Source organism: Kineobactrum sediminis (assembly GCF_002868715.1).
Lineage (GTDB): Bacteria > Pseudomonadota > Gammaproteobacteria > Pseudomonadales > Halieaceae > Kineobactrum > Kineobactrum sediminis.
Map to the genome: position 1 here is coordinate 77488 of NZ_PKLZ01000015.1, position 21538 is coordinate 99025.

19 protein-coding genes are annotated in these 21538 nt (G+C 59.1%); 9 read left to right on the forward strand and 10 right to left on the reverse strand.

All coding sequences use genetic code 11. From position 1 onward, the window contains the following. Nucleotides 1–135 precede the first annotated feature (135 nt). Complete coding sequence (locus CWI75_RS16720) at nucleotides 136–891, forward strand: hypothetical protein (RefSeq protein ID WP_101522668.1); 756 nt, start codon at nucleotides 136–138, stop codon at nucleotides 889–891. A gap of 91 nt (nucleotides 892–982) precedes the next feature. On the opposite strand, the gene CWI75_RS16725 is transcribed toward CWI75_RS16720, so the two are convergent. After that, nucleotides 983–2278 (reverse strand): pyridoxal phosphate-dependent aminotransferase, encoded by a 1296-nt coding sequence (locus CWI75_RS16725; RefSeq protein WP_101522669.1) that lies wholly within the window; start codon nucleotides 2276–2278, stop codon nucleotides 983–985. 170 nt (nucleotides 2279–2448) lie between these two features. Next, nucleotides 2449–3075, reverse strand: coding sequence for a hypothetical protein (locus CWI75_RS16730; protein WP_101522670.1), 627 nt, complete (start codon nucleotides 3073–3075; stop codon nucleotides 2449–2451). Between the two features lie 258 nt (nucleotides 3076–3333). On the opposite strand from CWI75_RS16730, the gene CWI75_RS16735 reads away from it, so the two are divergent. From CWI75_RS16735 to CWI75_RS16745, 3 genes are all read left to right on the forward strand, one after another. Then, nucleotides 3334–4902: a M48 family metalloprotease gene (locus CWI75_RS16735; protein ID WP_101522671.1), complete on the forward strand. Its 1569-nt coding sequence runs from the start codon at nucleotides 3334–3336 to the stop codon at nucleotides 4900–4902. A gap of 68 nt (nucleotides 4903–4970) precedes the next feature. Further along, nucleotides 4971–5363 (forward strand): DUF302 domain-containing protein, encoded by a 393-nt coding sequence (locus CWI75_RS16740; protein ID WP_101522672.1) that lies wholly within the window; start codon nucleotides 4971–4973, stop codon nucleotides 5361–5363. Nucleotides 5364–5556: 193 nt separating this feature from the next. After that, nucleotides 5557–6750, forward strand: a complete 1194-nt coding sequence (locus CWI75_RS16745) for a hypothetical protein (protein ID WP_146003621.1) — start codon at nucleotides 5557–5559, stop codon at nucleotides 6748–6750. A gap of 4 nt (nucleotides 6751–6754) precedes the next feature. Here CWI75_RS16745 and CWI75_RS18285 read toward each other — a convergent pair whose 3' ends face one another. Beyond that, a complete protein-coding gene (locus tag CWI75_RS18285; protein WP_146003622.1) occupies nucleotides 6755–6937 on the reverse strand; it encodes a hypothetical protein in 183 nt (60 codons plus the stop codon). A 109-nt stretch (nucleotides 6938–7046) separates the two neighbouring features. Here CWI75_RS18285 and CWI75_RS16750 point away from each other — a divergent pair, with 109 nt between their 5' ends. Beyond that, entirely contained in the window at nucleotides 7047–8450 is a 1404-nt protein-coding gene (locus tag CWI75_RS16750; RefSeq protein ID WP_146003623.1) for a hypothetical protein, read from the forward strand. 34 nt (nucleotides 8451–8484) lie between these two features. Here the strand turns inward: CWI75_RS16750 and CWI75_RS16755 are convergent, their stop codons facing one another. From CWI75_RS16755 to CWI75_RS16770, 4 genes are all read right to left on the reverse strand, one after another. Beyond that, nucleotides 8485–9897: a M20/M25/M40 family metallo-hydrolase gene (locus CWI75_RS16755; RefSeq protein WP_101522675.1), complete on the reverse strand. Its 1413-nt coding sequence runs from the start codon at nucleotides 9895–9897 to the stop codon at nucleotides 8485–8487. Nucleotides 9898–9978: 81 nt separating this feature from the next. Continuing rightward, nucleotides 9979–10638: a glutathione S-transferase family protein gene (locus CWI75_RS16760; RefSeq protein WP_101522676.1), complete on the reverse strand. Its 660-nt coding sequence runs from the start codon at nucleotides 10636–10638 to the stop codon at nucleotides 9979–9981. Between the two features lie 58 nt (nucleotides 10639–10696). Beyond that, nucleotides 10697–11167 (reverse strand): bacterioferritin, encoded by a 471-nt coding sequence (gene bfr, locus CWI75_RS16765; protein ID WP_101522677.1) that lies wholly within the window; start codon nucleotides 11165–11167, stop codon nucleotides 10697–10699. A gap of 50 nt (nucleotides 11168–11217) precedes the next feature. Then, complete coding sequence (locus CWI75_RS16770; protein WP_101522678.1) at nucleotides 11218–11466, reverse strand: bacterioferritin-associated ferredoxin; 249 nt, start codon at nucleotides 11464–11466, stop codon at nucleotides 11218–11220. Nucleotides 11467–11683: 217 nt separating this feature from the next. On the opposite strand from CWI75_RS16770, the gene CWI75_RS16775 reads away from it, so the two are divergent. After that, nucleotides 11684–12823 carry an efflux RND transporter periplasmic adaptor subunit gene (locus CWI75_RS16775; protein ID WP_162300116.1) on the forward strand — a complete coding sequence of 380 codons (1140 nt, stop codon included), beginning with the start codon at nucleotides 11684–11686 and terminating at the stop codon, nucleotides 12821–12823. Nucleotides 12824–12826: 3 nt separating this feature from the next. After that, nucleotides 12827–15985: an efflux RND transporter permease subunit gene (locus CWI75_RS16780; protein ID WP_101522680.1), complete on the forward strand. Its 3159-nt coding sequence runs from the start codon at nucleotides 12827–12829 to the stop codon at nucleotides 15983–15985. A gap of 9 nt (nucleotides 15986–15994) precedes the next feature. On the opposite strand, the gene CWI75_RS16785 is transcribed toward CWI75_RS16780, so the two are convergent. Further along, nucleotides 15995–16837, reverse strand: a complete 843-nt coding sequence (locus CWI75_RS16785; RefSeq protein WP_101522681.1) for an SDR family NAD(P)-dependent oxidoreductase — start codon at nucleotides 16835–16837, stop codon at nucleotides 15995–15997. Nucleotides 16838–16876: 39 nt separating this feature from the next. Continuing rightward, the gene (locus CWI75_RS16790; RefSeq protein ID WP_241521273.1) at nucleotides 16877–17644 is read right to left on the reverse strand and encodes a glutaredoxin family protein; all 768 of its coding nucleotides are present in this window, start codon (nucleotides 17642–17644) and stop codon (nucleotides 16877–16879) included. A gap of 292 nt (nucleotides 17645–17936) precedes the next feature. Between CWI75_RS16790 and CWI75_RS16795 the strand changes: the two genes are divergently transcribed. Together CWI75_RS16795 and CWI75_RS16800 are read left to right on the forward strand one after the other, a co-directional pair. Next, nucleotides 17937–18860 (forward strand): alpha/beta fold hydrolase, encoded by a 924-nt coding sequence (locus CWI75_RS16795; protein ID WP_101522682.1) that lies wholly within the window; start codon nucleotides 17937–17939, stop codon nucleotides 18858–18860. A gap of 69 nt (nucleotides 18861–18929) precedes the next feature. Next, on the forward strand, nucleotides 18930–19967 hold the full coding sequence (locus CWI75_RS16800) for an AI-2E family transporter (protein ID WP_101522683.1): 1038 nt from the start codon (nucleotides 18930–18932) through the stop codon (nucleotides 19965–19967). Here CWI75_RS16800 and CWI75_RS16805 read toward each other — a convergent pair. Then, nucleotides 19961–21253 (reverse strand): HNH endonuclease signature motif containing protein, encoded by a 1293-nt coding sequence (locus CWI75_RS16805; protein ID WP_101522684.1) that lies wholly within the window; start codon nucleotides 21251–21253, stop codon nucleotides 19961–19963. The two genes, CWI75_RS16800 and CWI75_RS16805, sit on opposite strands and share 7 nt — an antisense overlap. Nucleotides 21254–21538: the final 285 nt, after the last annotated feature.

The window sequence follows — 21538 nt, forward strand, 5'->3', positions numbered from 1 at the left end:
AGGCGGGCAGTATATCAGTGCCGGGTCGGTAACAGAGTCGACTCAACTGGTGGTTTTTTCCGGGTGATCTATGCTTGGATATGGTCGACTGTGGTTTCGCCGGCTTACCATTCCCAAAAAGAAGGAGTAATAGCCATGAAAAAAGCCGTTCAAGTAATGACAGGGGCACTGGTACTGGCGTCTTTTACAGTCGCGCCCGTACATGCGGATGAGCACATGCGCGCCCAACCGGTCGAGCTCTATGCCTGCACCTTCAGGGAAGGCAAGAGTATGAAGGATCTCGAAAAGGCCAACACCAATTTTAAAAAATGGGCAGCAGCCAATACCAGTGGCCACACTGCATGGATGATTACGCCGCAGTTTCGCTCCGCGGAAACCGAATTCGATGTGGGTTGGATAGGTGGGTACCAGTCTGCCGATCACTTTGGGGCAGCCATCGACAAATGGGTCAACGAGTCGGGTAATGTGTCCCAGGCTTATTACGACACAGTGGACTGCAGTCATGCCCTGATGGCCTCCTATGACACCGGTGCTCCTGATGGCCCCCCCGGGGATGGTGTGGTCTGGTTCTCACGCTGTTCACTGGAGGATGATGCCAGTCTCTCGGAAGCAGCCGCGAGTCACGCGGAAGTTACTGCAATGATGCGGGAGATGGGGGCACAGGGTTCGAGCTGGATGTTCGTGCCGGGTCTTGGCTCTGTCGATGCCGATTTCGATTACTACCATGTGGCCGCCTGGCCTTCCTATCCGGCCTTTGCCAGCGCCTGGGAAGCCTATGTAAACGGGGGCGGCATGGAGAAGGCCACTGCTCTCTATGACGGGGTCGCCAGCTGCAAGAGTCCGAATTTGTATGATGCCCGGCTGATTGTAGAGGTTCCCGCAGATAGCTGAAACGGCAAACGCTGTTTAACTCCGGGATCTGGCTAGGGGGGCTGTTGATTCGGCGCCAGGTGCTTCGCGTCGTGCAGCAGCCCGCCAGGATTCAAAGCTTTTGCAGCCAGTCCCCTAACCTGTCCATGGCCAGTTTAAGGCGTGGGCAGGTTTCGGCAACAAAGGTTTCATCCATGTCGCGGTCAGCGTAGTCACCTGCGGAAGCCGCCAGCGCCCCGGCGCCGTCGAAATCGACAAAGGCCAGGCGGGCGCTGAGGACGTCCGGCATAAAACCGAAATCACTGGCGGGCAGAATGGCTACGCCCGTATCTTCAAGCAGCGCGTTACACAGGGCGGGGCTGGTTTTTATATCCTTCGATGCCAGGGCATCGTGGTAAGCTGAAAAATCCGGGAACAGGTAGAAACCGCCTTCCGGTTTTCGGGTGGGGACGCGCATGTCGGTCAGGCGCTTGTGCAGGTATTCCCCCACGGTTTTGAGAACCCGGCGTGAATGGTGCAGGTAATCGTCTATATCCGCACCGCCATCGAATGCGGTGATCGCGGCATACTGGATTGGCGCACTGGTGGCGGTGTAGGTTTCACTGGCAATGATCGCCATGGCGTCCTGTAAGGGGCGTAGCTCCGCCGGGAAAATAAACGTGCCCAGCCGCCAGCCACCAGCACCGGCCCACTTGGAGAGTCCGGTGCTGATGATGGTGCCTTCCGGGTAGTAGCGGGCTATGGATTTTTGTCGTCCATCGAAACGAACTTCACCATAAATTTCATCGGACAGCAGAATCAACCGGTACTTGCGTGCTATTGCAGCGATAGCGGTCAGCTGTTGATCCGTATAGGTGCAACCGGTGGGATTGGAGGGATAGTTCAGGATCAGGATGCGCGGTCTTGAAGGGTCGTCGCGGCAGACAATGTCGAGCTCCTCCGCTGTCAGCTGCCAGTTGTTTTCGGCATGGGTTGGCAGCCAGTGTACGGAACGGCCTATTATTCGAGCCTGGGGAGCGTAGGACACCCAGCTCGGCTGCGGAATCAGCAAATCGCCGTAATAGGCCAGTTGCAGGATGAACAGAAGCTCCTTGGAGCCGGGACCGATCAGCACATCCTCCTGATTCGACTCCATGCCTTCACAGCGATTGATGTAATTGGCGATTGATTCCCGCAGGGACTTCAGGCCCTTTACCGGCAAATAATCTTTCTGGAAGGCGTTATCTCGCAACGCCTGGACAACTCGCTCGGGAACGGGGAAGGGCGATTGACCAAGGCCCAGTTTGATAATGTCGCGGCCCTCTGACCGCAGCTGGTTACTGAGTTCGTTGATCCTCAGCGTTGCCGAGGGCTTTATGCCGCGGACGTTAAGGTTGATGGCGTGATGATGTTCTTTGTGAATATCCATTGTTACTTTAGCCCCAGACCTCTCAGGTCAATTTGCCGGGTCCCGCTATTGGAACACGGTCGATGTCACTGTAATCCAAACCATTTCATTTACAGGCACGCCAGCCGTTGTTGCCGCCGTTTTCCTAATGTCGGCGGCACCATTTTGGCAGAGTGTCAATGACAGGTGTTTCAGGACATTCTATGCCACAGTACGGCTTCCCGGGTTATTACCGCCAGGTCGGAGGTGGGTATGACATCCACAGCTTCAAGTGCCGCCTCCAGGGCCGGGATGCTGGCAGCCGATAGCTCCACCACGGCTTGGTAGGGGAGAGTTTGCGATTCCCGGGGCATGCCGTCGTCCCGGGTATTCAGCGTGATTCTGTTGAGCCCGCCGCTGGCACTGGCGCGCTGGGCACTTTCTCGCGCATTCGCGGTGTTGTTAAAGAACAGGAAGGCAGTAATTCCACCGAGTTCGCCGGGCAACACGCGCTCTTCTTTCACCCATAATGCAGTGGCGGGAATCGGTTCGGCAAAGGTTTTTAGTTCATCCTCTGCCATAATTGCCGAACTGGTGGCGTCTTCTTCGGTCATCTCCGTGAACAGGCCGTCCCGGACCATATAACAGGCGATTGCATCGTAATCCTCGGAAGCGCCGACAAAAGGTTGCGGACGAATTGGCTCAGCCTGGACGTAACCCAGGGTTTGTCGCCACAGAGGCTGCTCTATGGCCAGCGCACCGTGCTTGCGCCAGCGACGTACAAACCCGTCGAAGGAAAAGCCGGGCTTGCGCTTCGCGAGATAGATCATTTTCAGCATTGCCGTCGTCCCTGTTTTTGTAGTCGGCAAGTGGCATCACAGCGTACTCAGGCAAGCTATCCTTTTCAATGAACTACATGCCTGTTTGTGAATATAGCCACGAGGTAAGGTTCGGGGCTGCAGCTTAACTGGCAGGCAGACTTTAATAGTGTTAATACATTACCCGGTGGGGAACATCGAAACGTGTCGCCCGGTAAACCGGTAACGCGACGGAAAGCGACCGACGTAAGTCGGGTTAGAAGGAGAGGATCAAGGAGAATGAGTATGCTCGTTTGCAGGCGCGGTGGCTTGATTGTCATGACATGGGTGCTTATGGGCTTGGCCCTTTCCGGCTGCAGCACTAATCCGGTAACGGGCGAGAGCGAGTTCTCGCTGGTGTCCGCTGCCCAGGAAATCAGCATCGGCGAACAGCAATACCTGCCGTCCAGACAAAGCCAGGGCGGCGACTACGAGGTGGACGAGGAGCTCACCGAGTATGTGAACAGGGTAGGGCAGCGCCTGGTTGCGGTGAGCGACCGCGATCTGCCTTATGAGTTCGCTGTCCTCAATAATGGCGTACCCAATGCCTGGGCCCTTCCCGGTGGCAAGATCGCACTCAATCGCGGGTTGCTGGTGGAACTGGGCAGCGAAGCCGAACTGGCGGCGGTGCTGGGTCATGAAATTGTACATGCGGCGGCCCGCCATGGCGCCCAGGCCGTAACCCGAGGCACTCTGTTGCAGGGAGCAATGGTGGTGGGAATGATCGCTTCCGCGGACAGCGAGTATTCCAACCTGATCGTTGGCGGTGCGCAATTGGGGGCGCAGTTGATCAACCAGCGCTATGGCCGCGACGCGGAGCGGGAAGCCGACTATTACGGGATCCGCTATATGCTGGAAGCCGGTTACGACCCACGGGCTGCGGTCGCGCTGCAGGAAACCTTCGTCAGGCTCTCCAAAGGGCGCAGCCGGGCTGGCTGGCTGGAGGGCCTGTTTGCCAGCCATCCACCCTCACAGGAGCGCGTGGAGAACAATCGCCGGCTGGTCCGGGAGTTGGCGCCGCAGATGGAGGGCAGGGACCTGGAAACCGGCCGCGAGCGATACCAGCAGGCCATCTCCTTTCTGAAGCAAAGCCAGCCCGCCTACGAGCTTTTCGATGAGGCCCGCCAGGAAATCACCGATGACGATCTTGAGCAGGCGTTTGTTAAATTGCGCGAGGCCCAGAAAATGGTTCCCCGGGAAGCCCGCTTCGTGGGTCTGCAGGGGGATATCCTGTTGCACCAGGGTCGCTATCGCGAAGCGGTGCAAACTTACGACCGCGCGTTGTCGCTGGACTCCGGCTACTTCGACTACTACCTGGGTCGAGGTGTGGCCTATTCCCGGCTGGGATCGCGTGACCTGGCACGGCAGGACCTCGAAAAAAGCACCGAGCTGCTGCCCACCGCGGTCGGCATGAATGAGCTGGGTAAGATCGCCCTGAATGCGGGTAACACGGCTGAGGCCAGACAGTATTTCCAGGCCGCTGCCAGCGGCCAGGGGGAGGTAAGCCAACAGGCCCGCCAGGCTTTTGTGCGGCTGGATATTCCGGAAAACCCCGGCACCTACATCCAGGCCCGGCCCTTTCTGGAACGCGGCGGACGCCTCTACGCCCGGGTGAGCAATGGCACCCGGTTGGACCTGCAGAGCGTGGTGGTCGATTTCGTCGCGGCCACCGACGAGGGGACGGCTAGGCAAACCCGCGTGCTGAGAACCTTGCCGGCTGGCGCAAGTGTCAACGTGGATTCCGGTATTACCCTGCAGGATGCCCGGCAGCAGGTGGATGTCCGCATTCGCGAGGCACAGGCACGTTAGACAGTATTGTCCGCCCGCTGGCCTATACTGAAAAGGTCTGGAATATATCGACCAACGGGAGACATGGCATGAACACGAAATACGGGTTTGGCAAAAGCGTGAACGTATCTTTCGCTCAGGCAATCGAACGTGTCACACAGGAGCTGCAGAAAGAAGGCTTTGGCATACTGACCGACATCGACGTCCAGGCAACCCTGAAGGAAAAGCTCGGCGAAGACATGCAGCCCTACCGTATCCTCGGTTCCTGTAATCCACCGCTGGCGCATCAAGCGCTGACCGCCGAGCCCTCCGTCGGCCTGCTATTGCCCTGCAACGTGGTGGTCAGACAGGAAGACACCGGCACGGTACACGTGGAATTCATGGATCCGCAGGCGGTGCTCAATCTGGTGGACAACCCGGCCGTACACGCCCTGGCCGAGGAGGTGCGCGAACATCTGGAACGGGTGCTTGCAGCTCTTTGAAACACGAGGTGATCACACGCTTGAAACCCCCAGCCCACTTCCCCACCGGCCATGGCCTCGGATGCATTTGACGCCAACCCACTCCTCGTCTATTCATTATTACGGCACGAGCGGTTTCAGAGTCTGCATGATGCGCAGGGCAGATTGGTCTCAACTCGGGATTAAAGAACTTTAATGCATGGGAGTACTTGTCATGAAAGGAAGACTCGCATTAACAACAGCAGCGGCCCTGACGGCCATGCTCACATACAGCGGCGTCGGCTATGCGGCGAAGGGTGGTAACCCCGGGCCACCGCCTGGCGGTGGGGGTAATGGCGGTGGCGGGGGTGGCGGTAAGCCGCCAGCCACCGACGTTTTCGCCGAGATGGTGATCATCGACCGTGACGTTAACGGCGTGCCCATCACCACCCTGGGGGTCGGCCCGGGCGATTCCCCTGCGCAGGTGCCCCAACCGATCATGCTCGGCCCGAAAGCGACAGCAGAAGTCTGTCCCCTGTGGTATGAGGGCTCGGACCCGAGTGACGAGCTGATCCCCGTCGACTCGCCTTCGGTGTACTTTGCCCTCGAAATCGATGCCTATCGCATCCCCATGGTGGATGGCGAGATCCCGGAGGCGTATGCCGGGTGCACTACCGAGGCGGATCTTGGGCGCCTGAGCGTGGCCCGCTCCCCCGATAGCGTGCTCGATCAGGCTCTGATGGAGATGGTTACCACCTTGTCGGAGGTGGACGGTGAGGAAGGCGAGTCGATCACCCTGGACCCGGCCGGCCGACTGGTGGTGAATTACATGGTCGACGGCGTGTTGGTTGAGAAGACCATCGACGCCCCCAGTGAGAACCTCGCTGCCTTCCAGCGAGTCCTGGAGGAGACCGTTCTGTACCATGCCGATGTCAATGACGGTACCCCGGTCGAGTTGCCGGGGTCACCAGCGGATGCCCAGGGCCTGCTGGCTCGAACGGCTCCACTGCTCGCGGCAGCGAGCGACAAGTTCGGCCATGTTGGCTTGGACGAGTTGATCTATGTTACCCGGATTCTGGCCATTGGCACCGATATGAATGCCGATGCAAGAGCGCTCTTCGGTGCACCGTGGGCAGGCGAGTACTTCAATTTCAGTGCGTTCAGCTATAACCGAGTGGCCACCTACAGCGGTGATGTCTGCTTTCTGGACGTAACCAGTATCGAGCCGGGAGACACGCTGCCGATCGACATTGCAGGCCAGATCGTCAAGAGGCCGGTTATGGAGATGGTCTTCGATAACGAGTATTTCTCCGGGACCAACGCCTACGGCTATGCCCAGGCGGTAGACGATGCCCGAGCCGTAATCCTCTGGACTCACGAGCATCCGGTGCAGGTGGAGCTACTCCATCTCTGCGATCTTCCCAAGTGAGTAATCAGCGGTGGAGAATGCTGACTGCGGTGTTGGGTGGTGCAACAATAGCAGCCGCCACTGGGGCCGTTGACGCGGCGCCAGTGGCTATCTCGGCCTGGCAGGTGGTGGTCAACAATGGCGACTTCATGCCGACTGATACCTGCAATCCGTCGTATTCGTCGACGCCCTCGTGCCGAACGTTCAACAGCTACAACCAGCCCTCGGTGAACGCGAACCAGCTGGTGGTGATCCGGGCGCGCAGCCGCGGCGGGCAGGGGGCGCAGCAGAACGTCCACGGCGTCTACGTCCGCGACATGGCCGCTGGAACACCGGTCGTCAGGGTACTGGACCGCGACACCCTGGTACCCCCGCCCAACAATCTCGATACCACGTTCATCGAGCCGCCATCCTTCCCGCGTATTGACATCGGATCGGATACCATCGCCGCCCGCGGCAATCACCAGCCGGTGTGGGAATACGTTCTTTCCGATGGCAGCGAGACCCGGGCCGGAACCTCCGGCATCTACACTAACCCCTTTGGGCCCGTGATCACCGGCGCCAGCAAGCTCGGGGTAGTCCCCGGGTTCTCGTTCTTCGAGGTCCCGGAAGCTCCGGGCACTCCGTTCGACGTCTTCCCCGGCGCGCCCGCGGTAACCGATGGGGCCACCATCGCATTCAAGGGCAACTATACGGTAGATGCAATCGGCAAGACCGGTGTTTACTACCGCGACCTTGTGGATGCATCGATTCCGATGGCGCCCGCCGGCGGCTCGAATCCCGTGGTGCTCATCGCCAATAACACGAACACGGTGATTCCGGGCAGCGATCCACCGGTGATCTTCGGCTCCACTGCGCCGCCTAGTGCCGCAGACCGCGAGGCGGTGTTCGCCGGCTTTGACAACGAAGATGACCCGACCCTGGGGGGCATCTATCTGGCGCCCCTGGACGGAACGTCCCAGCCGCCGCTCGCCACACTCGTCAGCATCGGCGCGCAGGTCCCGGGAGAGCCCATCCAGACCACATTCAATCGACTCGGCGAGGGCGTGTCCTTTGACCGCCGGTTCGTGGCCTTCTGGGGTGCGTGGGGGACGGAAATGAAGACCCTGGTTTTACAGTGTCCGACGGAGGGCAACCGCAATCGTATCGCATTCTGTAACGAACAGTATCCGGAGGGCTTTGAAGTTGAGGTCCCGGTGCACCAGGGTATTTTCGTCCATGACCTCAAGAACGGGACGACACGCGTGGTCGCCAGGACACCGCGGGATTTTGATGACTTCGTCTACTGGAACTTCTCGGGCCGTGTCCCCGGTACGGGTGAGGGAGATGATGAGGACGGCGAGCCGGCACGCTGGCGGTCTGCGAGTTTCGTGGCGGTTTCGGGCCTGGTTGATGGGCGGCTGAGTGACGCGACCTTCCATGCCGCCTTCAAGGCCCGGGCGGGGGAAGTGGTCTATGGGGCCTACGCCGACCCGGTAGACGGGATCTATCTCCGGCAAGGGCCGGGATTATCCCGGCTTGTGGCCGTGGTCGAGACGGGCATGGATGGCACTATCCTCGACCCGGAGGCCATCGTCGCGGAAACGGGCGCTGTTCTGCCGGTTACGGAGATGGGCATCGAGCGCGATGGATTCCGCGGCAACTCGCTCGTTATCAATGCAAGCATGGGCACCGAGGAGGCTGGCTGGGCCGGGATCTACCTGACCGAGGTGCTGAAGTAAGCGCCGCCGGCGTGCTTCCCGATCCCGACGAGGACTATTGCTTCCCCGCGAGTTCCCGGATAATAACGCTCCAGTGATCCAGGCCGTCATAGAACGCCTTGATCGGTACGCGTTCATTGAGGCCGTGGGCAAACATTTCATCCGGGTTCATGAATACGCCGCTGACGGCCCAGGTGGGAATGCCCGCGTTGCGAAAATGCATCCCGTCGGTGCCGCCGGATTCCATGTAGGCGATGAGCTTCACATCCGGATAACGACTGTGGACGGCTTTACCCACGGCGGCGACAACGTCGCTGCGCAGCTCGGAGATCGGGCTCTCGGTCGGGTCCGCCAGCATCTCGAACTCCACTGCGTCATTCCCGACCACTGTGCGCAGTGTCTCTTCAACTTCTGCAACGCCGACGCCCGGGAAAATACGGCAATTGACGGTGGCGGTGGCCGACTGTGGCAGGGCATTTTCGGCGTGCCCGGCCTGCAGCATCGTCACCACGCAGGTGGTGCGGGTGGTGCCGATATAGGACGGCTCTTTGGCCAGCCGCGCAGCGGCAGCCTTGTCACCAGGATCGTAGGCGAAGGTGATCATGGCGTCACCGAGTTCACCGCCCAGCTGCTCGCCCGTGTGCTGAAAATACTCCAGGGTCATCTCGCTCCACTGTACCGGGAAGCGGTAGGCCTGAATCGCCTTGAGCGCATCGGCGAGATCATAGATGGCGTTGTCTTCCCGCGGGCGCGAGCTGTGCCCACCGGAGTTGCGCACAGTGATTTCCCAGGTCGCGTAGGTTTTCTCCGCGGCCTGTATGCGGTAGGCGATGGGATTGCCGTTAGTGTCCAGCACGCCGCCGCCCGCGTCGGAGTTCAGCGCATATTCTGCTTCCGCCAGGTCCGGGCGCTCGTAGGCGAGCATGCGTGTGGTGGTCATACCGCTCTCTTCATCGCCGGAAAACACCAGGTAGAGATCCCTGTTTGGAACGAAGCCTTCTTTTTTCAGGCGGATAAACGTGGAGGTCAGTTGTGAGACGCCAAACTTGTTGTCGATGGTGCCGCGGGCATAAAAGTTCACTTCGTCCCGGGTGAGTTCAAAAGGCGGGCGCTCCCAGTCTTTCGCGAGCGCTTCCACTACATCCATGTGCCCAAGAAACAATATCGGTTTCGCGTCGGTGGAGCCGTCGCCACGGTAGCGTACGATCAGTGAGGCGAACTCGCCGGTCATCGGTACTTCCACATCCTCGGCGGGGAAACCCGCGGCGAGCAATTCACCAGCCAGGTAATTGGCTACCCTGGGTGTGTTGCCCATGCGCTTGGAGGTGTCGACCTCGACGATGGTGCGGTAGATTTCAAGGGTCTTCTGTGCGTGTTCAGAGCGGATGGTAGCGTCTGCGTACAGCGTCTGTGCAGTCGCCATACCGGCGATCAGGCCCAGCGCAATAAGTGGCTTGGGTAGTGGCATGTGAACGTCCCATGGTTGATGTGGGACGCAGTATACCCTATGCGTCTGGAACAAACGCCATGGGCGGGCGCCGAGGGCTTATCAGCGCTGCTTTGCGACGTAGGCCATGAACTCGCCGGCATTGGCCGCCTGGTCGGCGTCGATGCGTTTCGCGATATCGCTGGCGGCCATCATCTCATCCCAGTCGGCAAGGCCCGGTACCGCGGCCACCACATCCCAGTCGAGCTTGGCAGGGCCCACAAGCTTGGGGATGGCAAGTGCGTAGCGCAGATAGATATCCGCGAGCGTGCAGTCCTCGCCGCAGACATAGGGTGAGAAGGCTGCGAGTTCGGTCAGGCCGGATACGCCGCGCTGCAGGGCTGCGCGCACCTCGTCCAGGGTCTCCACCGGGATAATGGCATTGCCCAGGACCGCCGGGAGCAGGCGCCGTGCCGGCAGCTCCAGGTAGAGCTCGGAGAGCTTCATGAGCTGGCGCGTCTTCGCTCTTGCCTCAAGGTCGGCGGGGTATAGCGCCGTCTCAGGGTATTTCTCCTCCAGGTACTCAAGCAGTACGGAGGTCTCGGACAGGGGTGTACCTTCCGCGGTAGTCATGGCCGGCACCTTGCCCAGCGGGTTGACCGCGAGCAGCGCCTCGGAGGCCGGGTAGACGATATTCTCCTCGAACTCGAGGCCCTTGGCCAGCAGCGCATGCTTGACGATGTTGTGGTAATTGCTGAAGGGAAAGCCGTGCAGCGTGATCATGTGGGTGCCTCGTGAGTGGTGTGCCGGGATTATGCACGGGTAAAAAGACGAGTGCCTCTCACGATGACATTTTGGACTGCATGTAATTCTCGATACCAATTTTTTCGATCAGCCCCAGCTGGGTTTCCAGCCAGTCGACATGCTCTTCCTCTGACTCTAGGATGGCACTGAAAAGATCGCGGCTAACATAGTCCTTGACGCTCTCTGCATAGGCCACACCCTCGCGCAGGTCGGGTATAGCGATCAGCTCCAGCTTCAGGTCACAGGTGAGCATTTCCAGGGTGTTCTCGCCAATGAGCAGTTTGCCAAGATGCTGCAGATTGGGCAGGCCCTCCAGAAACAGGATGCGCTCGATCAGCTGATCGGCGTGCTTCATCTCATCGATGGATTCTTCATACTCGTAGTCGGCCAGTTCCTTCAGGCCCCAGTCTTTATACATGCGTGAATGCAGAAAATACTGGTTGATGGCAACCAGTTCGTTTGCCAGTACCTTGTTCAATAATGCGATGACCTGCGGGTCTCCCTTCATGGGGTGGTGCCTCCTGGGTGTAGTGTCGGGAATAGTGCTCCCATGATAGCTCAGGCGAGGGCGGTAGCGGCAACCATATCTCGTGGCTGGCCGGCCCGATGGCCCTGGCGACCCGCATTATAGAACAAACCGAGGCGCTGTTGTTCACACGCAAGCACTTCTTCGGCCATGCAGGCGCACTGCCCGCACTGACTGGCAACCCCGAGCACATCGCGCAAGTCATCCAGGCTACTCGCGCCCTGCGCCACGGCTCCGCGAATCTGTGTGTCATTGACGTTGTTGCAAAGACAGATATACATGGGCTCTCTTTACTCCAGAAGGTTACTGCAAAAAACAATAATATTAATGCGAATGATTGTCAATAAGATTCAGGCGGAAGGCGCAGGGACATGGGAATCAAGCCCCTTATGAGCCCGCGACACATGATCGCGTATCAGCTCGTACACCAAAAGCGTTACCATGAAGGCGTACTTTGTCATTGTGCCAGGGGGTCTGGCCTTGTCCAACGAGATTACTATGCTTAAAAACTATCGCATGCAGAAGTCACCTTTACTCGCTTCCCTCAGTAGTGTCCTCCTGCTAATGATACCCGCGTCAACCATCGCCCAGAATGCCATCAAGGTAGAAGCGGTGGAGATTGGGCAGCGTGCTCTGGTGGAGGATGTGCCGCTGAGTGGCTCCGTTACCACGGACCGGGTTTCCCGGCTATCCACCCAGGTTAGTGGTCTGGTCAAGCGTCTGCATGTCGACCTCGGGGACCGGGTAGATGGTGGGGATATCCTGCTTGAACTCGATTCGGAGCTCACGGCGATCGACAAGGCTCGCGCCGAGGCCCAGGTGGAGCAGGCTCGAGAGCAATGGTCCGAAAGCAAGCGACGCCTCCGGGAGGCTGAAACGCTGGCCGAAGGCAGTATCGCCGCCAGCGAAGTTCGTACGCTACAGGCCCGGGAGCGGGTCAGGCGGACCGAGCTCGATGCCGCCCAGGCCGACCTGGACCGCCTGGCCGCGGAGCTTGAGCGACATCAGCTGCGTGCGCCCTATAGCGGGAGTGTCAGCGCCAAGCAGACCGAAGAGGGCGAGTGGGTGACCCCGGGCGATGCCCTGCTGGAGCTGGTGGGAACCGAATTGCTGCGCGCCGATTTCCGGGTGCCGCAACGCTACTATCCGCTGGTGCAGGAAGATGCCGAAGTGCGCATGAGCTTTGACGCGCTGCCGGGCGAGAGCTTTATTGGCCAGATTCAGCGCAAAGTCCCGGTCAGCCAGGAAGGAAGCCGTACTTTTCTGTTACGACTCAGTCTCCCCGAGGAAGCGACCCGGTCATTGATCCCCGGCATGTCTGCCTCGGGCTATCTGCGAATCGACACCGATAACACCGGCATTGCCGTGCCCAGGGATGCACTCATACGCTACCCGGACGGGCGGGTCACCGTGTGGGTGGTGGACGAGCCTGAGTGGGGCGCACAGAGCCAGGTGCGTGAGCAGCGGGTGGAGACGGGAATGAGTTTCTCCGGCCTGGTGGAAATTCGCTCCGGGCTGGCGCCGGGCAGTGTCGTTGTCACCCGCGGCAATGAAGCCCTGCAGGAAGGCCAGGCAGTGGTGCCGGAGCAAGCGGCTGAGCCACGCGACGCCGGCGCCACAGAAACCCTGGGGAACTAATCCGTGTTTGATCACATTGTTCGCCACGGCATCCTGGTCACGGTTACCGTGCTCATCATTTGCGTACTCGGTATCATCGCTGCACTGAGAATACCCGTGCAGATGATTCCCGACCTGGAAGTGCGCACCATCTCCATCCAGACCAGCTGGCCTGGTGCCACGCCGCAGGATATTGAGAAGGAAATTCTCATTGAGCAGGAGGAATACCTGCGCAACATTCCCTATCTGGAGGAGATGCAGTCCTCGGCCAATTTCGGCTCTGCCCAGATCGAGCTTGAGTTTCCGTTCGGTGTCGATATTACCGAGACTCTTATTCGGGTGAATAACGCGCTCACCCAGGTACCCTCCTATCCGGTCAATGTCGACGAGCCAAGGGTTTACGCCACCTCGTTCTCCGCCAACGCCTTTATGTATTTCCGTATTTCACCCCTGGAGGGAAACCCCAGGGAGCTGGATATGGACATGATGCGCGATTATGTGGAAGACAATGTGCGGCCGCGAATGTCCGGAGTGCCGGGAGTATCCCAGGTAGATGTCGGCGGCGGTGCCGCGCGCCAGATCCAGATCCATATGAACCCGAAACGCCTGGCTGAGCGCAACCTGACACTTGATGACGTGCGCACGGCGATTGCCCAGCGCAATCGGGATGTGTCGGGCGGTGAAATCGAGAGCGGCAAGCGGCGCTATTTACTGCGCACCATGGGCCGCTTTGAGGATCTTGATGATCTGCGCGAACTTATACTGGCCCGCGATGGGGACGGTATCACCCGCCTTGCCGACGTGGCGGAAGTCGAGCTGGACCACTTCAAGATCCGCAACAAATCCTATGTCGACGGGCGCCCTGTGCTCAGCCTTTCGGTACGACGGGAAAGTGGCTCCAACGTGATTGCCATCAAGGAGGCGATGATGCAGGAGTTGGTGCTTATCAATGATGAGTTGCTGAATCCTGAAGGCATGGAATTACAGCGGACTGCGGACGATGTGGTTTACATCGAAGCGTCTATTTTCAATGTCTGGAAAAACCTGATTCTCGGGGCGCTGCTGGCCACTGCCGTAATGTACCTGTTCCTGCGCTCGTTCCGTGCGACGGCCCTGGGCGTTATCGGGGTACCTATCTGCACGATCGCCGCTTTCCTGGGCCTGCTGCTGGCGGGACGGACCATCAATGTGATTTCCCTGGCGGGGGTCGCCTTTGCCATTGGCATGACCCTTGATAACAGTATTGTGGTACTCGAGAGCATTGAGCTCGAGCGGCGGCGCGGTCTGAAAAAGCTTGAGGCCGCGGTAGCCGGTGTGCGGAAAGTCTGGCCGGCGGTGCTCGCCTCAACCCTGACCACCATAATGGTGTTCCTGCCTGTGGTTTTTATTGCCGAAGAGGCCGGCCAGTTATATTCGGATATCGCCATTGCCATCTCCGCCTCCATCCTGGTGTCAATGGTGGTCGCCATTACGGTGATCCCCGCCGCCAGTGCACGCTTGTCATTCAGCACGAATACCGAGGGAGAGTCCCGAAATGACCACCCGCTACAGGCTAGAATCACCGATAAAATAGGCTGGCTGATAGCAACGCCGCGTCGTCGTGTCAGCTGCATTCTGCTGACCGTGGTGGTGAGCGGGGCCATCGCCCTGTTGTTGACTCCTCCTGCGGAATACCTGCCCGAGGGGGAGGAGCCGAAAACATTTGCCTTTATGAATGCGCCCCCGGGCTACAACCTGGAAACCATGACGGAGATCGGTATGGAACTGCAGGACTACTTCCTGCAATTTGTGGGTGATGACCCTGCAAGATTCAGCCGCGGCGAGACCGCTGTGCCCGCGATGAGCTACCTGAATATGGGTATTGGCCCCCAGAGTCTCAGAATCATTTCCGAGTCCACGGACCCATCACAAATTGATGAGCTGATGGCCGCGCTGGTGCGCAAGTATGAAACCTATCCGGGAATGCGAGCCTTTGCCGCCCGGGGATCGATTATCAGCAGTAATGACGGGGGTACCCGCAGTGTCAACCTGGACGTGTCCGGCGCCGATCTGGGAGCACTGTTCACCGTAGCCCGGGCGGCCTATAACCGGGCCGAGGAGGTGTTCGACAACCCCAGTATCCAGACGCGTCCCTCCAGTCTGTCATTGGGACAGCCACTGCTGCAGGTAAGGCCCCGATGGGAACGGGCAGCCGAGTTGGGCCTTACCACCGAAGACATTGGCTTCACTGTGGCGGCGCTGACAGACGGCGCATTCGTCAATGAGTTTTTCCTCGCCGACGATAAAATCGATATTTACCTTTACAACCAACAGGGCCCGGGTGCGTCCCTGGATACGTTGCAGAACATCTCCATTTATGTGCCCGGCAATACCACGCTGCCCCTTTCCGATGTTGCCGAAGTTATCGAGACAGTGGATACCAGCAGTATCCGTCGGCTGGATGGCCGTCGCTCGGTGACCCTGAATATCATCCCCCCGCGCTCCGTGGCCCTGGAAACGGGCGTCGGGATAGTACGTGAGGAGGTTGTACATTACCTGCAGGAGAGCGGGGCAGTGCCGGCGGGTGTGAACCTCAGTATTTCCGGCGCCGCGGACCAGCTTGATGCCACTCGCGATGCGCTCAGCAGCAACTACCTGGTGGCTCTGGTGATTATCTATCTGCTGATGGTGGCCATTTTCGCCCACTGGGGTTACCCGCTGCTGATCATGGCGACCATTCCGCTGGGTATCGCCGGTGGCATTGCCGGCCTGGCGTTAATGAACCTGCTTGGCGCCGTGACCGGTAAACTGGGCCTGGGCGGTTTCAGCCAGCCATTCGACATGATCTCGATGCTCGGATTCCTGATTCTGATGGGTACGGTGGTTAACAACCCCATCCTGATTGTGCATCGGGCCATCAGTAACCTGAAGGAAGAAGGACTGCTGCCGGTAGAGGCCGTTCGCGAGGCAGTGAGCTCCCGTCTGCGGCCGATTGCGATCTCTACAATCACCACTATCGTGGGCCTGGCGCCACTGGTTTTCCTGCCCGGCGCGGGCAGCGAACTGTACCGCGGGGTTGGCGTGATCGTGATGGCGGGGATCGTGGGGGCCACCATTGTGACCCTGACCATGCTGCCCTCGCTTACAGTAATGGTGCTTGAGTGGAGTGAGCGTAAGGGCAGTTCTGCAGTGGCGAGCCCATAACGCTATGGTTTAAGTTCCCGGGTTGTCATTGCCGAACAGCTTGCGATGCAACTGCGGCGCGCGGATCACACCCTTGTCATGCCAGGCCAGGGCTTCAGCGGACTCCGCCAACCACACGACTATATCGGCAATGGCTTCCGGTGCCGTGGCAGGGTATAGAGTAGGGATGTCGTCGCCAAACCCATTGGCTTTCATGACCTCAGTCAGGACGAAGCCTGGCTCCACACTGAAGAAGCGCACGCCGCTGTCGGCGTGCTCCACGCGCAGGCTCGGAACCATGCGGATCAGGGCAGCTTTGGAGGAGGGGTAGACAAAGCCCCAGCCGCCCTGGTCTGCGGGCGCGGGTGGGTCCGCCAGTGCGGATCCGGAAACCATGTTGATAACACTTCCCGTGCCCCGCGCCAGCATGCCCGGCAGCAGCTTCTGCACCAGCGCCAGGGGTGTCATTACATTGCCGCGGTAAACATTGTTCGCCTGCTCCAGCGTTACATCCAGTATTCGCTGCATATTGCCGGGCCCCTGGTAGCAGGCATTGTTGAACAGCAGGTCCGCACGACCGAAATGTTCCAGGGCCCGGTCCGCCGCGGCGAGCACGCTCTCCATGTCAAGGATATCCGAGCGCAGCAGCAGCGTATCCGCCCCGTGTGCCCGGGCAGCCGCGGCGGTCGCTTCCAGGCTGCCGGGCAGGGCGGTCGCCTGTGACTCCCAGCTGCCATGTTCGTGCTGTTCACCCTCGCGCAGGGTGCGGGCTGTCAGGGCCAGGTCGTACCCCGCTCGGGCCAGTGCGATGGCGGTGACCGCGCCGATGCCGCGGCTGGCGCCGGTAATAAAGGCGACTCTGCGTTCGGTCATCCTGGTGCTCCTGTCAGGGTGGGAAGTTACCCTGGTTTATTAAAGCAAGTACATCCTGATGGGCATCCACAATCCCATTAGAATCATGATCAGGTTTTCGGTCAGGGACACGAAGCCCAGAGGCACATCCGAGTCGCCACCCGCACAGGCGCACTTGAGTTCGCGCTTGTCGATATAAACGGCCTTGAATACCGATATCGCCCCGACGATGCCGATAAAAAGTGCCACAGGTGCGGCCAGCCATACCAGCATGCCCGCCAGCATCAGGATGCCGGCCAGCGTTTCAGCGAAAGGATAGACATAGCCGTAACGCACCTGCCGCTGGGCCAGCAGATCGTAGTTGAGAAACATGGTGCTGAAGCTTTCCAGATCCTTGAGTTTCTGTAAGCCCAGCAGGCACATGGAGATGGCAACGAACCACTCCAGGGTGCGTATGGACCACAGCGTGTCCAGCGCCGCCCAGGCCACTGCCAATGCCATCAGGAACGCGGTGGAGAAAATAGCAACGATCGGCCGGTAACTGACTTCTTTTTCTCCCGGCACATCAAGCCCGAAGTGTTTTCGCACCTCCTCATAGCCGCCTATCCGCTTATCCCCTATAAAGACTTGCGGCGTAGTCTCCACCTGGTACTCGCGCTTGAAGTCGTCGGCCTGTTCCCGTGTCTCGAGGCGGTGGTCCTTGACGTCAAAGCCCTGCCGCTCGAGCAGGTCCTTGGTTTTGAGGCCGAAAGGGCAGACATGCTCGTCGGTCACCATTCGATAGAGTTGCGCGGTCTTCGCCTGTTGTCGTGTATCACCATGCGTCATTTCAAATTCTCCAGTGCCGGATGTTCACGAAAATCACCATCATAGTTTAACCTTACGGTCGGATTCCAGACTATGCAAGCACAGTGCGGCCGCACAACACACCCCCGGCAGGAACTGGGACAGGAGGCGCCATCTGCTGGTCCGGGCACGATACATGCCGTTGCGGCCGTGCCTGAGCAGGCTTGAAGAAGCCCTGCCATATTGAGTGCGGTACTATACTGGGGGCCCCGGCTGAAATCGACATCAGGGCCGGCACCCGTATACCCTCAGGTCACTCTAGAAGGAGACAGTCATGCAGATCTTCAAACCTGTTTTTCTAATTGTCATATTTTTTACGATAAGTCACCCCTCCTTCCTTGCCGCACAAGAGACTGCTGACAGCTCTTCGACGAGCGCGACCTACACCCGGCAATTCACGCAGGTCGATGGCCATCGAATTGCCTATATTGACGAGGGCAAAGGTGTGCCCGTGCTGCTGATTCACGGTATCCCGACCAATGGCCTGATGTGGCGCGATGTCATCCCGGTCCTGTCAGAGCGGTTTCGTGTTATTGCGCCGGACCTGCTCAACTATGGTCATTCGGACATGCCCGAACGCGCGGATGTGTCGATCAACGCCCAGCGAGGAATCATGTTCGGGCTTCTCGATGCACTGGGTATTCGGCGGGCTCATCTGGTCGCACACGATATTGGTGGTGGCGTAGCACAGCTAATGGCAGTAGAGAGACCCGAGCGCTTCGATCGCCTGGTGCTGATGGATACCGTGTCATTCGACTCCTGGCCCATCCCGGAATTCGAGCCCCTGCAGAAACCAGGAGCTGAAGCTGACATGGCACTTGACGAATTCGTCGACATGATTCGCGGCTTCATGCCGCAGGGGGTTGTCGATAAACAGGTCATGACCGAATCGGTAATCGATATTTATGCGAAGCCCTGGTCCAGTGAAACAGGAAAGCAGGCCTTTTTCCGTAACCTGCGCCGTCTGAATAGCGAATACACGCTCGCTATAGCTGAGGAACTTCAGCAGTTACCGCATGCTGCGCTGATTGTGTGGGGGGAAAAGGATCCATTTCAGAAAGCGGACTATGGCCGTCGTCTTGAGCAGACGATACCCAACGCCAACCTCGTAATCATCGACGATGTCGGTCACTGGTTGCTGGAAGAAAAACCGGCGCAAATCAGCGAGCTGATTCTCGATTTTCTGGAAGGGGATTAAGCACGGTGGTCGCGGCCTCGAGCAGAGCCGACCTTACAAAAACCTGAAAACACCAGACAGGAAAGCAAGATGGATAACAAACTGGAACAGCGCTCCTTTTATCTGCTACTGGTCTCGGTGACCGTGCTGTTTCTCTGGCTACTTAAGCCCTTCTTCGGCGCCGTTTTCTGGGCCTGTACTATTGCGTTACTGTTTTACCCCCTGCATCGGCGCCTGCTGGCGCGCTGGGGTGATCGGCCCAACCTGGTGGCGCTGGTCTCGCTAACCGCCTGCGTGTTCATCGGTGTGGTGCCGGTGCTGTTTGTTGTCGGGTCATTTTTCCAGGAAGGCGTTAACCTGTACCAGCGCCTGGAAAGCGGCGAGCTGGACCCCGACGCCTGGATCGATCGTATCCGCCAGACATTTCCAATGATTCAGAACGTTCTGGAGGGGCTCGGTGTAGATATCACCAATCTCAGAGAGCAACTCGCTGGTGGCGCCATCACCGCCAGTCGCTTTATCGCCCAGAATGCCGTGCAGGTCGGGCAAGGCACCGCGCGTTTTTTATTCCATCTGTCTCTGATGCTCTATCTTGCATTCTTCATGTTGCGCGACGGTCCGCGGCTGGTCGAGAAACTGATGCAGGCGTTACCTTTGGATGATGAACGCGAGCGTCTGTTGTTCGACAAGTTTGCGGAAGTGACCCGCGCAACCGTAAAGGGCAATCTGGTGGTGGCCGCGGTGCAGGGTACCCTCGGCGGTTTGATTTTCTGGGCGCTCGGCATTACCGGCGCATTTCTGTGGGGCGTGGTGATGACGCTGCTGTCGCTGATTCCCGTGGTGGGCGCCGGGCTGATCTGGCTGCCCGTGGCGATCTATCTTTTGGCTACCGGTGAATGGCTTGATGGGTTGATTCTGATTGTATACGGCGCCGGTGTCATCGGCCTGGTTGACAATATACTGCGCCCAATCCTGGTCGGTCGTGACACCAAGTTGCCGGATTACATTGTGCTGCTGTCGACGCTGGGCGGTTTCGTCCTGTTCGGGATGAACGGCTTTGTAATCGGGCCGCTGGTGGCAGCGATGTTCGTGACCTTCTGGGACATTTTTGTGCGCGAGTTTCAGTAATGCTGGCGTGTGGCCCCTGGCAAGGTGCTATCACGACTGTCTGCGGAATCAGGAACGGTCCCCTGAGAACTGCGACGCAACAGGCCATCAATGGCCATCCCCAGATCCATGCGCTCGCCCTGCCAATACGGTGGTAGCGACCTAGGGCCGATGTTCAATCGGGTATGGCGGTGTGTCAGCTGCAGTGCGGACACGTTTCCGCGGAAACGCATATCCGCGCCAGTGGGTACCTCGGTACCATTGGGATAATTGAAACGCTTCTCACCGGCAGCGGAAAGGGTTACGCCGAAGCCACCTTCATGCACAAGTCGATGGTGATACCGGCACAGCAGTACGAGATTATCAAGACTTGTGCCACCGCCGTCCGCCCAGTGCACGACGTGGTGCGCGTCGACATGCCGGTGCGTCGTGCAGCCGGGAAAACTGCAGCCGACGTCGCGATGCACCAGCGCCCGGCGCAGGGCCGGCGAGATATTGCGGGTGCGGCGGCCCATATCCAGTGCCTGCCCCCGCTCATTTTCCAGCCAGTGCACCACACCGCAATCGCAAGCCAGGCGCCGTTGCGTTTCCGCGGAAACGTCCCCAGCTGCCTGCAGGTCCGTAACCCGCGTGTGTACGTGCAGGGTATGGCGGTCACCGCCGTTGCTATCGCAGGCGGCGCTGGTGAGGAAACTTTCGGCGATGCCTTCCAGCGCATCGGCCCTGCGCATTACCGGCGTGTGTTCCTCATCGTAGGGGATTGCTTCGGCTGCAGTATCCAGTGCCTGGAACAGGCGCTGGCCCTGTTCGGCTGTGAGCCGGCCGCGGATAACATACGAGCCGTCATCGTCAATGTAATAGGACAACTCCCGGCACGATAACTGTTGCCGTGCTTCACCGCGCCCGAGACGACGGTAACTGCGAACCAGCCGTTCTATGTGCGAGGCGGTGCCGTGGCGGGCAATCATCAGCAGGTAATCCTCGTTTTCCGGCGTAGCTACGCGCGTCATGGCTCGTACTTTAGAATAGCTGAGGCGCCCTTCGCGGAAGGCGGCGCTGATCTGGGGTAGCTCGGGCAGGGCGTGCGCCACCCGGACTTTCTCCCTCGCCGCGCCTACGTTAATCCCGCATTTCCAGTTGAGCCAGTGGGCACAGGATTTGGTGCCACCGCCGTTCCAGCCGCTGCGCAGGTCGTATTCCCGGATCAGTGCCAACAGGCGCCAGGTTGCGGCGCTGATGTGAGCGGCCAGCTCTGTGATCTGGTCCTCGAGGGTTTGTAGCGCAGAGTGCGGAACGATGGCATTCATGGATGTGCTCCCCAAAGAATACTGTTTGTATAACCAGTATTCTGCCACTTGGGGTGCTTCGGATCGTGGGTAATTTTCAATCAAATATGTTCAGACAAGCGGTCGCGCAACCGCCTGTCTGCAACTAGCCCTTCAATCCCGGTCATCCCGCGATTGCTCATCAAATGCCCTGGGTTAATGTGCAAACGATGTGTCCGCTACAAAACGTAAACTGAGCGCCACGATCTACACAGCCGTCGTGCCAATGCCGCCGAAATGCGTACCGACCAGGTCCGTCGCTCGGTT

What these genes read in the sequence shown, in the direction of transcription:
- CWI75_RS16720 (WP_101522668.1), top strand. Translation starts at nt 136, where the DNA reads ATGAAAAAAGCCGTTCAAGTAATGACAGGGGCACTGGTACTGGCGTCT.
- CWI75_RS16725 (WP_101522669.1), bottom strand. Translation starts at nt 2,278, where the DNA reads ATGGATATTCACAAAGAACATCATCACGCCATCAACCTTAACGTCCGC.
- CWI75_RS16730 (WP_101522670.1), bottom strand. Translation starts at nt 3,075, where the DNA reads ATGCTGAAAATGATCTATCTCGCGAAGCGCAAGCCCGGCTTTTCCTTC.
- CWI75_RS16735 (WP_101522671.1), top strand. Translation starts at nt 3,334, where the DNA reads ATGAGTATGCTCGTTTGCAGGCGCGGTGGCTTGATTGTCATGACATGG.
- CWI75_RS16740 (WP_101522672.1), top strand. Translation starts at nt 4,971, where the DNA reads ATGAACACGAAATACGGGTTTGGCAAAAGCGTGAACGTATCTTTCGCT.
- CWI75_RS16745 (WP_146003621.1), top strand. Translation starts at nt 5,557, where the DNA reads ATGAAAGGAAGACTCGCATTAACAACAGCAGCGGCCCTGACGGCCATG.
- CWI75_RS16750 (WP_146003623.1), top strand. Translation starts at nt 7,047, where the DNA reads ATGGCCGCTGGAACACCGGTCGTCAGGGTACTGGACCGCGACACCCTG.
- CWI75_RS16755 (WP_101522675.1), bottom strand. Translation starts at nt 9,897, where the DNA reads ATGCCACTACCCAAGCCACTTATTGCGCTGGGCCTGATCGCCGGTATG.
- CWI75_RS16760 (WP_101522676.1), bottom strand. Translation starts at nt 10,638, where the DNA reads ATGATCACGCTGCACGGCTTTCCCTTCAGCAATTACCACAACATCGTC.
- bfr (WP_101522677.1), bottom strand. Translation starts at nt 11,167, where the DNA reads ATGAAGGGAGACCCGCAGGTCATCGCATTATTGAACAAGGTACTGGCA.
- CWI75_RS16770 (WP_101522678.1), bottom strand. Translation starts at nt 11,466, where the DNA reads ATGTATATCTGTCTTTGCAACAACGTCAATGACACACAGATTCGCGGA.
- CWI75_RS16775 (WP_162300116.1), top strand. Translation starts at nt 11,684, where the DNA reads ATGCTTAAAAACTATCGCATGCAGAAGTCACCTTTACTCGCTTCCCTC.
- CWI75_RS16785 (WP_101522681.1), bottom strand. Translation starts at nt 16,837, where the DNA reads ATGACCGAACGCAGAGTCGCCTTTATTACCGGCGCCAGCCGCGGCATC.
- CWI75_RS16790 (WP_241521273.1), bottom strand. Translation starts at nt 17,644, where the DNA reads ATGACGCATGGTGATACACGACAACAGGCGAAGACCGCGCAACTCTAT.
- CWI75_RS16795 (WP_101522682.1), top strand. Translation starts at nt 17,937, where the DNA reads ATGCAGATCTTCAAACCTGTTTTTCTAATTGTCATATTTTTTACGATA.
- CWI75_RS16800 (WP_101522683.1), top strand. Translation starts at nt 18,930, where the DNA reads ATGGATAACAAACTGGAACAGCGCTCCTTTTATCTGCTACTGGTCTCG.
- CWI75_RS16805 (WP_101522684.1), bottom strand. Translation starts at nt 21,253, where the DNA reads ATGAATGCCATCGTTCCGCACTCTGCGCTACAAACCCTCGAGGACCAG.